The organism is Vibrio sp. Vb1026, from assembly GCF_033338745.1.
GTDB lineage: Bacteria > Pseudomonadota > Gammaproteobacteria > Enterobacterales > Vibrionaceae > Vibrio > Vibrio alginolyticus.
Map to the genome: position 1 here is coordinate 17,743 of NZ_JAWOTH010000028.1, position 12,983 is coordinate 30,725.

General features: G+C 45.6%; 9 protein-coding genes. 6 read left to right on the forward strand and 3 right to left on the reverse strand.

From position 1 onward, the window contains the following. Positions 1 to 66: 66 nt before the first annotated feature. Positions 67 to 1,200, reverse strand: coding sequence for a hemolysin family protein (locus R7E47_RS22860; RefSeq protein ID WP_005382522.1), 1,134 nt, complete (start codon positions 1,198 to 1,200; stop codon positions 67 to 69). Positions 1,201 to 1,453: 253 nt separating this feature from the next. Between R7E47_RS22860 and hupA the strand changes: the two genes are divergently transcribed. Further along, on the forward strand, positions 1,454 to 1,726 hold the full coding sequence (gene hupA / locus R7E47_RS22865) for a nucleoid-associated protein HU-alpha (protein WP_005382524.1): 273 nt from the start codon (positions 1,454 to 1,456) through the stop codon (positions 1,724 to 1,726). A 39-nt stretch (positions 1,727 to 1,765) separates the two neighbouring features. Further along, on the forward strand, positions 1,766 to 2,464 hold the full coding sequence (locus R7E47_RS22870; RefSeq protein ID WP_005382525.1) for a DUF1481 domain-containing protein: 699 nt from the start codon (positions 1,766 to 1,768) through the stop codon (positions 2,462 to 2,464). 84 nt (positions 2,465 to 2,548) lie between these two features. On the opposite strand, the gene purD is transcribed toward R7E47_RS22870, so the two are convergent. Together purD and purH are read right to left on the reverse strand one after the other, a co-directional pair. After that, positions 2,549 to 3,838 (reverse strand): phosphoribosylamine--glycine ligase, encoded by a 1,290-nt coding sequence (gene purD, locus R7E47_RS22875; RefSeq protein ID WP_053307545.1) that lies wholly within the window; start codon positions 3,836 to 3,838, stop codon positions 2,549 to 2,551. Positions 3,839 to 4,032: 194 nt separating this feature from the next. Continuing rightward, positions 4,033 to 5,625 (reverse strand): bifunctional phosphoribosylaminoimidazolecarboxamide formyltransferase/IMP cyclohydrolase, encoded by a 1,593-nt coding sequence (gene purH, locus R7E47_RS22880; RefSeq protein WP_085570152.1) that lies wholly within the window; start codon positions 5,623 to 5,625, stop codon positions 4,033 to 4,035. A 265-nt stretch (positions 5,626 to 5,890) separates the two neighbouring features. Here purH and zntR point away from each other — a divergent pair, with 265 nt between their 5' ends. From zntR to R7E47_RS22900, 4 genes are all read left to right on the forward strand, one after another. After that, positions 5,891 to 6,289, forward strand: a complete 399-nt coding sequence (zntR, locus tag R7E47_RS22885) for a Zn(2+)-responsive transcriptional regulator (protein WP_005382529.1) — start codon at positions 5,891 to 5,893, stop codon at positions 6,287 to 6,289. A gap of 163 nt (positions 6,290 to 6,452) precedes the next feature. Beyond that, positions 6,453 to 8,015 carry a lysine decarboxylation/transport transcriptional activator CadC gene (gene cadC / locus R7E47_RS22890; RefSeq protein ID WP_085570153.1) on the forward strand — a complete coding sequence of 521 codons (1,563 nt, stop codon included), beginning with the start codon at positions 6,453 to 6,455 and terminating at the stop codon, positions 8,013 to 8,015. 691 nt (positions 8,016 to 8,706) lie between these two features. Then, a complete protein-coding gene (gene cadB / locus R7E47_RS22895; protein ID WP_285386294.1) occupies positions 8,707 to 10,050 on the forward strand; it encodes a cadaverine/lysine antiporter in 1,344 nt (447 codons plus the stop codon). Between the two features lie 117 nt (positions 10,051 to 10,167). Next, positions 10,168 to 12,303 carry a lysine decarboxylase CadA gene (locus R7E47_RS22900; protein ID WP_017635553.1) on the forward strand — a complete coding sequence of 712 codons (2,136 nt, stop codon included), beginning with the start codon at positions 10,168 to 10,170 and terminating at the stop codon, positions 12,301 to 12,303. Positions 12,304 to 12,983: the final 680 nt, after the last annotated feature.

A 12,983-nucleotide genomic window follows, 5' to 3' on the forward strand; every position in this document is an offset into this window, starting at 1 on the left:
AGAAAAAGGCATCCTAACTGGATGCCTTTTTTGTTTGTGCGTTTAAGCTGTTATACCTAATGCTGATTACGATTCTTTCGAGTCGGGTTTCGGTGGCTCTTGAGCTTCTGGCTCTTTATCCTGCTTCTCCGGCTCATTATCTTCTTCATCGTCATCGCGGCTTTCGATTACGCCGTGCATTTCTTTCCAGCTTTCCCAGCGTTGGTAAGCCAGCTCCTGCATGTCAGTGCTTTTATCTGCTTCGTCGATGATCTCCTCGCCTACGAGGTGTTCAAAAATATCTTCCAACGTTACCAAACCTAGCACGGTACCGTATTCATCAACAACAAGTGCCAGCTGTAAGCGATGAGTCATCATCTGGTCGAATACTTTAGGTAAAGTGGTATTGTTTAGCACCACTTGAATTGGGCGCATGATTGCTCCCAACTGTTTCTGTCCACAACCTGATTGTTGTAGTTTGAACAACTCAAGGCGATGCACAAAACCAATGATGTTATCTTTCTGTTCGCTGTAAACCAATGGGCGTGAGAAAGGCGTATCTTTGTGTTTTTCTAGGAACTCATTGATGGTCATTGTGGCATCGACACGGAATACTACTGGTCGTGGCGTCATAACCTGCGTTACGGGTACATCTTGGATGCCAAGCAAGTTGCTTAAGATTTTTGATTCACCCTCGGCAAACTCACCGCTTTCACGTGCCAGAATCGCCATTGCAGACAGCTCATCACGCATCTTTGGAGCTTCGTGGTTACGAGCAAGACGCTTGGTGATTTGCTCTGAGAACCAAACAAAGGGTGTAAGCGCCCATACCATCCAACGCAATGCGACCGCGGCAGTGGGTGCCAACTGACGCCAGTAGGTCGCGCCAATCGTCTTCGGTACGATTTCTGAAAGCACTAAGATCGCCAATGTCAGCACTGCCGAAAAGATACCTAATGCTTCGCTACCAAATACAACCGCAGCTTGTGCACCAGCAGTGGCCGCGCCGATAGTGTGAGCGATGGTGTTTAAAGTCAGAATAGATGCCAGTGGTCGGTCGATATCTGATTTCAGCTTAGCCAATTGCCCAGCTGCGGGATGCCCCTGTTGATTGAGCTGCGCAATGTAGCTCGGACTGATACTCAGCAGTACCGCCTCCAGCACCGAACAGATAAACGAAATGCCGATTGCAATAGAGATATAAATGGATAACAGCAGCATAGTTGCCCTTGAATGTAGTTTGATAGTGGTTATTTGCAGCTATTATAACCGCAAAAGTGACTTATAAATTGGTCCAAATACCTTGGAAAGCAAGGGTTTTCAGGGGGTATGTGGTAACAAATTGTGAGTTATTACTCATATTATGGCTAAAAGTACGTCAGAAAATCGAAAGATCGCTTACAAACCTTTGCCAGATGGGGCATTTATGTTTTAGAGTGAGACGAATTCGATAACCTATGAGAAGGGAAACCTAATGAACAAGACCCAATTAATCGACTTTATCGCAGAGAAAGCAGACCTATCAAAAGCACAAGCAAAAGCTGCTCTTGAAGCGACTCTTGATGGTGTAACTGGCGCACTTAAAGAGGGTGACCAAGTTCAACTAATTGGTTTTGGTACATTCAAAGTAAACCACCGCGCTGCACGTACTGGTCGTAACCCTAAGACTGGTGACGAGATTCAAATCGCAGCAGCTAACGTACCAGCATTCGTAGCAGGTAAAGCGCTGAAAGAATCAGTAAACTAAGTTAGAATGCACCGAGGTATCCTGCCTCGGTGCAATTTCATGAAAAAACATCTACTCACTTCACTTCTCCTATCTAGCCTTACCCTTTTTGGCTGTTCGTCGGTTGAAACTCCTAATTTAGAACAATTCACGCATTTTTCTGGTGGTAAAGTTGCGGGAGATGCTAGCAGCTTGTACTGGATGACAGAGAAACTCACTCGTGTGAGTACGGCGGCTGATTATGTGACTATGGGGGACAATGGTTGGTTCCAGAGTGATTATCGCTGGGATGAAGGTGAGTTGCGAGAGTTGATTCGAAAAGGCGAGCAAGTTGATACCAAACAAGAGTTGGTGCCTTTTCAAATCCACATCCGTTTCAATAAAGATGGCGAAGCGGTTTACCAAAAATATCGTGTTAACCGTAAAGTCTTACCACTTCAGCATGACCAATTAGAGCGCTACAAAGCAGAAGCGAATGACGTAGTGGCATCGGTTAAGGCGCAGTCTCGTAACAATCAGAGCCTTATTCAAGGTTATTGGAATGGTCAATCGTTTGAAACCTGCAAAGGTAAGGTGTTCTCGACACTCGAGTTTAATCAGACGCTGCCAAAATTTATTATCGAGCGTCTCTCATCGGTAGACAGTTATGTGGCTTTTGTCGGCAAGCAGTCACGAAACAAAGCAATGGTCGATGAACTGTTGATGCTCAATGACGATGACTTTGATTGTGTTTCTCGGCCAAAGTTGATCTCTGAATAAACATTGCTTCGAATTCTGTCGAACAAGAACAATAAAAAAAGGCGCTGAGTGCGCCTTTTGTTTTTTAGCCAACTTATGTTGTTTTTATTTGTCTTGCTCACGTGCAATTGCACGGTAGCCGATATCGTTGCGATGGAACATGCCATCCCAACTGATCTGTTTTGCAAGCTCGTAAGCACGCTGCTGCGCTTCTGATACGCTGTTGCCAAGTGCGGTTGCACAAAGAACGCGACCACCGTTTGTCACGATGTCGCCATCTTTGTTACCTGTACCTGCATGGAAGACTTTTTCGCCTTCAATTTCAACTTGTGGCAGACCCGAAATTACGTCGCCTTTGTTGTACGCTGCTGGGTAACCACCGGCTGCTAACACGATACCAATCGATGCTCGTGGATCCCACTTCGATTCCGCTTGATCCAGTTTCTCGTCGATTGCCGCTAGGCACAGATCAACAAGATCTGATTCCATGCGCATCATGATAGGTTGTGTCTCAGGATCACCGAAGCGGCAGTTGTACTCGATCACTTTCGGAGTGCCGTCTTTGTCGATCATCAGACCCGCGTATAGGAAACCAGTGTAAGGGTTACCTTCAGCGGCCATGCCACGTACGGTTGGGTAAATCACTTCTTCCATGATGCGGTTGTGGATTTCTTGTGTCACCACTGGAGCTGGAGAGTATGCTCCCATACCACCGGTGTTAGGACCAGTATCTTTGTCGCCTACGCGTTTGTGGTCTTGGCTGGTGGCCATAGGCAGAACGTTCTCACCATCGACCATCACGATGAAGCTTGCTTCTTCACCATCTAGGAACTCTTCGATAACGACACGACTACCAGCATCACCAAATGCGTTGCCTGCTAGCATGTCTTTGATTGCGTCCTCAGCTTCTTCTAGCGTCATTGCCACAATCACGCCTTTACCAGCAGCAAGGCCGTCGGCTTTCACCACGATCGGTGCACCTTGCTCACGCACGTAAGCCAGTGCAGGCTCGATTTCAGTGAAATTCGCGTAGGCACCCGTTGGAATTTGGTGACGAGCAAGGAAGTCTTTGGTAAACGCTTTAGAGCCTTCAAGCTGCGCTGCGGCTTGGGTCGGGCCGAATATTGGCAAACCTGCTTCGCGGAAAGCATCAACCACACCAATAACCAATGGTGCTTCTGGGCCAACGATAGTCAGTTCAATCGCCTTCTCTTTGGCGAAAGCAACAAGGCCAGCGATGTCTTCTACATCGATGTTTACGTTCTCTAGTTTTGGCTCTAGTGCTGTACCTGCGTTGCCTGGAGCAATGAAAATAGTCTCAACATTTGGGTTTTGCGCTGCTTTCCAGCCTAGCGCATGTTCACGACCGCCTGAACCAATGATTAAAACTCGCATATGAAAATCCCTAATCTTATAAATACCTTTTGCTCAAACTCAGATATTTCGCAAAGACCTGAGTATGGCCTCTCTAATTCAGTGGGACGAGGACAAGGCGACAAGTGAACTTATTCCTATGAGCATAGTATGCTATGTGATTAGGATAAGTGAACGCCGTCAACGCAGTTATCGTCCCAGTGAAGACGAGAGGATTAGTGGCGGAAGTGACGCATACCGGTAAAGATCATCGCCATGCCGTGTTCGTCTGCTGCGGCAATAACTTCGTCATCACGCATAGAACCGCCTGGTTGGATAACACACTTGATGCCTGCTCCTGCAGCCGCGTCGATACCGTCACGGAATGGGAAGAATGCATCTGATGCCATTACACAACCTTCAACCTGTAGACCTTCGTCTGCAGCTTTGATGCCTGCGATTTTCGCAGAGTAAACGCGGCTCATTTGGCCTGCGCCTACACCGATAGTCATATCGCCTTTCGAGTAAACGATCGCGTTAGATTTCACGTATTTCGCTACTTTCCAGCAGAACAGTGCATCTTTCAGCTCTTCTTCTGTTGGCTGGCGCTTAGAAACCACTTTTAGATCGTCTAGGCTCACCATACCTTGGTCTCGGTCTTGAACCAGTAGACCACCGTTGACGCGTTTCACGTCAAAGCCAGTTGTCTTCGTTGTCCATTCGCCACACTCAAGTAGACGTACGTTCTTCTTCGCGGCAACCACTTCAATCGCTTCAGCAGAAACAGAAGGTGCGATGATCACTTCAACGAATTGACGCTCAACAATAGCGGTTGCTGTTTCAGCATCCAGTTCTTGGTTGAATGCAATGATGCCGCCGAATGCAGATGTTGGGTCAGTTTGGTAAGCACGGTTGTATGCTTCTAGAATGTCTTTACCCAGCGCTACACCACATGGGTTCGCGTGTTTTACGATCACACATGCTGGCTCGTTGAACTCTTTCACACACTCAAGTGCGGCGTCCGTGTCTGCAATGTTGTTGTAAGAAAGGGCTTTACCTTGGATTTGGCGAGCAGTAGAAACAGATGCTTCTTGTGGGTTTGCTTCAACGTAGAATGCGGCTGCTTGGTGGCTGTTCTCACCGTAGCGCATGTCTTGCTTCTTCTCGAACTGTTGGTTGAACGTACGTGGGAATTTAGACTCTTCATCACCTTCTTTGTTCTCACCGTAAGATGGAACCATAGTGCCGAAGTAGTTTGCGATCATGCCATCGTAAGCGGCAGTGTGTTCAAAAGCAGCGATGGCAAGGTCGAAGCGAGTTTCGAGAGTGAGAGATTTGTCGTTTGCGTCCATCTCTGCAATTACGCGGCCGTAATCACCTGCGTTAACAACGATAGTCACGTCTTTGTGGTTTTTCGCTGCAGAACGAACCATTGTTGGGCCGCCGATATCGATGTTTTCAACCGCGTCGGCTAGTGTACAGCCTTCTTTGGCAACGGTTTCTGCGAATGGGTATAGGTTTACGACAACCATATCGATAGGGTTGATGCCGTGCTTTTCCATCACGTCATCATCTTGGCCACGACGACCAAGCACACCACCGTGAACTTTTGGGTGAAGCGTTTTAACGCGGCCGTCCATCATTTCTGGGAAACCAGTGTAGTCAGAGACTTCGGTTACGGCGATGCCTTGTTCGGCAAGTAGGCGAGCTGTACCACCAGTAGATAGGATATCGACACCGCGCTCAGCAAGAGCTTGCGCAAACTCAACAATACCTGTTTTGTCTGATACGCTGATAAGCGCACGGCGAATAGGACGAGCGTTATTCATGCTTCCATTTTCCTCAAATTCACGGAGTTAAAGATGTTTGCCAAAAATGAACTTGTTTTTACCTCTTGGGGTAAAATATTGGCCAGTTTTGGTAAAGACCTTTGCAGGGTATTTTCTGGTTAGAAAACAGTCTCCACATTTGATGGCGCGTATTCTAACCAATTTATTACAAAAAAGCTCGCGCAATCGTTTGGCATCTCAAAAATAATTGCAAAAAAGTCGTTCTTTAGCTTTAAAAGTAACGAGATAGTTAATAGGGAAAGTTATGTTTCAGATAGGTGAACTGGCAAAACGTTGTGGTGTGACTGCCGATACATTACGTTTCTACGAGAAAAACGCGCTAATAAAACCCGCAGGACGAAGTGAGTCAGGCTATCGCTTGTATGATGAAGAGAATCAAAAGCAGGTGCACTTTATCCTCAAAGGTAAAGATCTTGGCTTGAGTCTGGATGAAATTAAAGACCTGTTAGAAATTAAGTTAGAAGCGACAGAACACAGCTGTGCAGAGGTAAAAGCCATTACTTCTGCCAAGTTAGAGCTGATTGATGGGAAAATTAACGAGCTGACGAAAATTCGCCGAGCGTTAAAGAAGATTAATGATGCTTGTTGTGGTCATACAGACGATGACGCCACACATTGCTCTATCCTTGCAGCACTTGAGTAGTCTCATTCTTGCATCACTTAACTTAAGTTTGCATTTTTGGCGACTTGCTTTTCTAGGTACACGCTGCTTTCCCACCTATAATCTTGCCTTTAGTTACTTGTAGGAATCAACCATTGTCTGATTCCTACCGTAACGCTGTCTGTAGATACGAGAGTTTTCATACATGGTTGGAGTCTATTTTCAAATCAATGACTGGGTTTTGAGCGTTGATGAAAATAAGCTGTATCGACAAGATAGGGAAGTTACTGTTGAGCCACGCTTAATTAATCTTTTGCACTTCTTAGCGGAGCATGCGAATGAGGTGTTCAACCGCGAGGAATTGATTCAGTACGTTTGGGCTGGAGCGATTGTGACCGATCAAGTGGTGACTCAATCCATCTTTGAGTTGCGTAAGCTACTACGTGACGGTCGAGAGGAAAATACCAACTACGTTATCACGGTGCCCAAGCGTGGCTATAAGCTGGTAGCGAACGTGGTTACTATGACGCATGAAGAGTTTGTCACAAGTCGGCAAAATGAAGAGATCCCACCTTCGGTTGAAGAATCGGAAGAGGATTGTCTACCTATAGCACCAGCCGTTACCTTTCCAGCAGGTCCTCTAACTCGCGCGGTCTGCGAGATGTCAAAAGAGAAAAAAGCCCCTCAGAGCAAAAACAAAATCAGCCCTTGGCGATTGGGAATTATGAACTTCATCTGGATCAGTATGTTGGTCGTAGTGATGGGCGTGTTTACCTACAAGCAATCGGAAGTGCGTATTACCCAAGCCATCGATACCCATCTGATTGAGTTCAAGTTTCAAGATAATTTTACGAATGAAGGATTAAGCTACGATTTGGCAGACGGATTCGCCCAAAAGTTGATGTCCGACATTGCTCAAGTCAGTGATTACCGAGTCATGCTAAAGAAGGCGTCGTTTAATTCTGGCATTGTGCCTGGTAAATCGGTTGTGGTGAGAGTTCGTGAGAATGACGGTGGCAGCTTTTTAGAGGTGGAATATCGCAATAACTCATCTGAGAAAGTGTTGTTTAGTCGTCAATACGCGTTAACCAGTAGTCATTTAAAGACAGTGCTTCAACAAGCGTCGTTGGATTTGATGCAAGTGCTGAAAGTGTCGGATGCCAAATTGAAATCTACGATGCTGGTGGCGGGAATGCCAATGAATCCCGACGCGTTGGAGTTGTTTGTTCAGGCTAACCATTACCTTAATGTCTCTGATACTAAACAATTCCGCCAAGGTATCGACTTGATGGAAAATATTTTAGAAATCGAGCCGGATAATGCTTACGTTCAAGCTGAGTTGTTGATTGCTTACCATGTACAAAAGGCACTTGATTTCTCACAGGAGTTGAAGAAAGGGCGAATGCAGCAGCTCAGTGAAGCACTAGAGACTAATGTGAAAATGATGGTGGGGCCAATTCAACCGCGAATTTATGAAGCTTTAGCACTGCACGAAACCATCATTGGTGACATGGCGTTAGCCAAGCGGCATCTCGGACAGGCATTGAGGTTACGTGATTCAGTGCTTTCCTATGTGATTCGCGGTAAGCACGCCGAATTGGATGGTGATCTGGATTTAGCCAGTGAGTCTTACAGTGAAGCTTTCTATATTGATACGTCGGTTGAGACGTACCTGCTGTGCGAAAACTTGGTCTTCCCAAGTAACATGAAGGCGATTGATTACGCCATGTATCGCGCCGTTCACCCTTCTGTCGTTCGAATGCTTTAATTCTCTCGGACTCAACGTCAGTCTAATGCTAGCCCCTCATTTCGGTGAGGGGCTTTTTTGTCGCTGTCGAAAAGTGAAAAGGGTGAGGCGGTGGGGCAATGACTTACGAAGGAGCTAACAGCGCAAGCTTGCAACGGAAATACATACCCGCTTTGCTTCTCTATCTCTATCTCTATCTCTATCTCTATCTCTATCTCTATCTCTATCTCTATCTCTATTGATTGTATGAAGTGTCTGGCTGAGTTATGTGGCGAGAATGATTTTGATGCTTTCTTGCAGGCGAGATGAATATTGATGTGGGTCAAAAAGCGCGATCAGGGAGAGATTTATGGAATCAACACTTCAGGGAATTAACCCTTCGGGATGGGGAAGTTGATAGAGGTTGATAACTTTTATCGCGATGACCAACGAGTTGATGAGAGTTTATCTATCGGTAGAAGGTTTGATGTTTTTCTTATAACTGTATGAATAATATAGTTTTATGTTTTTTAGTTTATCAGGTTTATCTCAACTTTATACCGATGGGCTAATTGTTTTATTGATAACCCCAAGTTTATTTTTTTCCCAGTTTTTGGGCGTAGTCTTCACTTCGAAATTTAGCGAGGTCGAGCAGGTTCTTCCTCATAGCATCTCGCTAATAACCATTCAGTTTGAGTCATGTTGACTCGAGTAGAATAGATTTGGAGATGTTATGTCATCGAATGCGAAAAAAATCGGCCTTATTGCCTGTACGGGTGTCGTAGCCGGTAACATGATGGGTAGTGGTATTGCACTATTACCTTCTAGTCTTGCCTCTGTAGGCTCTGTTTCAATCTTCAGTTGGCTGATCTGTTTGGTCGGTGCACTGAGTCTGGCGTTCGTTTACGCTCGTCTGGCAACCAAAAACCCACAAGAAGGTGGTCCTATCGCTTATGCTGGCGAAGTGTCTCCGGTATTTGGTTTCCAAACGGGCGTTCTTTATTACCACGCGAACTGGATTGGTAACCTGGCTATTGCCATTACAGGTGTTTCTTACCTTTCAGTATTCTTCCCTGTGCTTAATAACCCAATTCCAGCAGGTATTGCGACGATTGTATCGGTATGGATCTTCACTTTCGTCAACCTACTTGGTGGTAGCTGGGTAAGCCGTCTATGTACGCTTGGTTTAGTTCTTATCCTTATCCCAGTTGTTGGTACAGCTGCATTTGGTTGGACGCACTTCGATACTGCGCTTTACAGCCAAAACTGGAACGTATCAGCAGGCACTGACAGCCACGCGGTAGTAACAGCGGTTCTTATCTGTCTATGGTCATTCGTAGGTGTGGAATCAGCAGCGGTATCGACGGGTATGGTAGAAAACCCTAAACGTACTGTACCACTAGCAACTATGTTAGGTACTGGTATCGCAGGTGTGATTTACATCCTATCAACTCAAATGATCAGCGGCATGTTCCCAGCGTCAGAAGTTGCGGCATCAGGTGCGCCATTTGCATTGGCAACCACTGAGCTATTCGGTAGCTGGACTGCACCATTCGTATCAGCATTCACAGCACTAGCATGTTTCACTTCGCTAGGTTCTTGGATGATGCTGGTGGGCGAGGCTGGTAAACGTGCAGCAAGCGATGGCAACTTCCCTAAAATCTACGGCGAAACTGACAAAAACGGTGTGCCTAAGAAAGGTCTAATCCTTGCGTCAATCAAGATGACTGCACTGATGGTTGTACTGATGTTCTTCAGCTCTAAAACAGCACACGCATCAGACCTGTTCAACCAGCTAACGACTGACGCAGTTCTACTAACAATGCTGCCTTACTTCTACTCAAGCATTAACTTGATTCGCTTCGAAGGTATGACAACACGCAACGGCTTCGTAATGCTGTTCTCTGGTGTGGCTTGTCTGTTCTGCTTCATCGCACTAGCAGGTGCAGAGGGCGGTACGCTAACAGCAACCTTCATCGTGTCTCTAGTTATCTTGATGTTCTACAGCAAAAAAGCAGGTCTTGCTCAGTACGTGAAAATGCACGCTGAAGACATGCCTGCCCAAGCAAGCAACTAATCCCCAAAACGCTGGCACTACGGTGCCAGCCTATAAAACCCAAATTCACGCGGCGCTCACCTTACTCATTGCCTGTAAATGGCAAAGAGCGCCCTCATTCGCCTTGGAGATGTCCAAATGAATATATTCGCTATCTTGAACCACATGGGTGTGTTCTTTAAAGAAGAGCCAGTTCGTCAACTTCACGCTGCTCTTGAGAAAGCGGGCTACGAAGTGGTTTACCCAGTAGATGATAAAGACTTGATCAAAATGATTGAGATGAACCCTCGCATTTGCGGTGTGTTGTTCGACTGGGATAAATACTCACTAGAGCTATGTGAACGTATCAGCCAAATCAACGAGAAACTGCCTGTTCACGCATTTGCTAACGAACAGTCTACTCTAGACATTTCACTAACAGACCTACGTCTAAACGTGAGCTTCTTCGAGTACGCTTTAGGTATGGCTGACGACATCGCTATCAAAATCAACCAAGCGACTGAGGCATACAAAGATGCCATCATGCCTCCATTCACTAAAGCGCTATTCAAATACGTAGAAGAAGGTAAATACACCTTCTGTACTCCAGGTCACATGGGCGGTACTGCATTCCAGAAAAGCCCTGCTGGTAGCATCTTCTACGATTTTTACGGTCCAAACACATTTAAAGCGGACGTATCAATCTCAATGCCTGAGCTAGGTTCTCTACTAGACCACTCAGGTCCACATAAAGATGCAGAAGAATACATCGCACGTACATTTAATGCAGACAGCTCGTACATCGTAACTAACGGTACGTCTACATCGAACAAAATCGTTGGCATGTACTCAGCACCTGCGGGCAGCACAGTACTGATTGACCGTAACTGTCACAAATCTCTGACTCACCTAATGATGATGAGCGACGTGACACCAATCTACTTCCGCCCAACTCGTAACGCATACGGTATCCTTGGTGGTATTCCACAAAGCGAATTCAGCCGCGATGTCATTGCAGAGAAAGTGGCGAAAACACCAGGTGCAACAGCACCAACTTACGCAGTAGTGACTAACTCAACTTACGATGGCTTGTTGTACAACACACAATTCATCAAAGAGTCGCTAGATTGTAAACACATCCACTTCGACAGTGCTTGGGTGCCTTACACTAACTTCAACCCAATTTACGAAGGTAAATGTGGTATGAGTGGTGAAGCGATGCCAGGCAAAGTGTTCTACGAAACACAATCAACACACAAACTGTTGGCAGCGTTCTCACAAGCTTCAATGATTCATGTGAAAGGCGACTTTGATAAAGAATCTTTCAACGAAGCATTCATGATGCACACTTCAACTTCACCTCAGTACGGCATTGTTGCTTCTACTGAAACTGCAGCGGCAATGATGCGCGGCAACACTGGTAAGAAGTTGATGCAAGACTCTATCGATCGCGCAATCCGCTTCCGTAAAGAGATCAAACGCCTAGAAGCAGAAAGCGACAGCTGGTTCTTCGATGTATGGCAACCAGAAAACATCGATACCACAGAATGTTGGAAACTAGACCCTAGCGACACATGGCACGGCTTCAAGAACATGGATGACAACCACATGTATCTTGATCCAATCAAAGTAACGCTATTGACTCCTGGGATGAATAAAGAAGGCGAACTAGAAGAATCAGGTATTCCTGCTTCGCTGGTGGCTAAATTCCTAGACGAGCGCGGTATCGTGGTAGAGAAAACAGGTCCATACAACTTGTTGTTCCTATTCTCAATCGGTATCGACAAATCAAAAGCAATGCAATTGCTACGCGGTCTAACTGAATTTAAACGTGGCTACGACTTGAACCTAACCATCAAGAGCTTCCTACCTTCGCTATACAACGAAGACCCAAGCTTCTATGAAGGCATGCGCGTTCAAGAACTAGCACAAGCAATTCATGACCTAACTAAGAAATACAACCTACCAGAGCTAATGTACAAAGCGTTCGATGTTCTTCCTGAAATGAAAGTAACACCACACGCAGCATGGCAAGAAGAGCTTCGTGGCAACATCGAAGAAATCAAACTGGAAGAAATGGTTGGCCGCGTAAGTGCGAACATGATCCTTCCTTACCCTCCAGGTGTGCCACTAGTACTTCCTGGTGAAATGGTGACTCAAGAGTCTCGCCCTGTGCTGGACTTCCTAGAGATGCTTTGTGAAATCGGTGCGCATTACCCAGGTTTCGAAACCGACATCCACGGTCTATACCAACAAAAAGATGGTAGCTACACCGTAAAAGTATTGAAGAACTAAGTTCCTCTCGAAGATGACGCCATTGGGAATGCAAGCATGCTCCACTCTTACGAGCTCAATGCGTCATCGAACAATAACGACATTTAGATATACCCCTAACTAACCTGTCGTAAAGAGAAGGGCAAGGATGCTCTGATCTTTTCTTCTATATATAGAAGAAACACTTTTCCAAGACTTCACCTGAAGTACCCCAAATAAAAAGCAAAGACCAAAAGAGCAGTTCGTTATCGTTCTGCTCTTTTTTTTCATCTTTATATAGGTAAAAAGAGAAAAAAGAACCAAGAGAGATAAGATCAGTAACCGAAATCACAAAGAAATCGGCGATCTTTTAATGCGGAAGTCAGGTATTTCTTCATGGAAAGATCCTCTACAACCCGAAATATTAGACAAGATCGTTGAGTATCTATGCAGAATGCTTGTTATTTGTTCGGTTGAAAGTTTTTTTGCAAAAAACGCTTGTGCTAATTTCTCAACCCCCTATACTGCGCATCCACCGACACGGAGTGAGACGAAAGTCACACAGTGAGTCGGGAAGAGAGAAAAAAGAATTTGAAAAAAAATGCTTGACTCTCTCACGGTGTGAAGTAAGATACGCACCCCTAACGACGAGCAACTAAGTTGCTGAAAATGTTAGAAAAGCTCTTTAAAAATAAGAACCTATCAATCTGTGTGGGCACTCG

What these genes read in the sequence shown, in the direction of transcription:
- R7E47_RS22870 (WP_005382525.1), top strand. Translation starts at nt 1,766, where the DNA reads ATGAAAAAACATCTACTCACTTCACTTCTCCTATCTAGCCTTACCCTT.
- R7E47_RS22900 (WP_017635553.1), top strand. Translation starts at nt 10,168, where the DNA reads ATGAATATATTCGCTATCTTGAACCACATGGGTGTGTTCTTTAAAGAA.
- R7E47_RS22860 (WP_005382522.1), bottom strand. Translation starts at nt 1,200, where the DNA reads ATGCTGCTGTTATCCATTTATATCTCTATTGCAATCGGCATTTCGTTT.
- cadB (WP_285386294.1), top strand. Translation starts at nt 8,707, where the DNA reads ATGTCATCGAATGCGAAAAAAATCGGCCTTATTGCCTGTACGGGTGTC.
- zntR (WP_005382529.1), top strand. Translation starts at nt 5,891, where the DNA reads ATGTTTCAGATAGGTGAACTGGCAAAACGTTGTGGTGTGACTGCCGAT.
- purH (WP_085570152.1), bottom strand. Translation starts at nt 5,625, where the DNA reads ATGAATAACGCTCGTCCTATTCGCCGTGCGCTTATCAGCGTATCAGAC.
- purD (WP_053307545.1), bottom strand. Translation starts at nt 3,838, where the DNA reads ATGCGAGTTTTAATCATTGGTTCAGGCGGTCGTGAACATGCGCTAGGC.
- hupA (WP_005382524.1), top strand. Translation starts at nt 1,454, where the DNA reads ATGAACAAGACCCAATTAATCGACTTTATCGCAGAGAAAGCAGACCTA.
- cadC (WP_085570153.1), top strand. Translation starts at nt 6,453, where the DNA reads ATGGTTGGAGTCTATTTTCAAATCAATGACTGGGTTTTGAGCGTTGAT.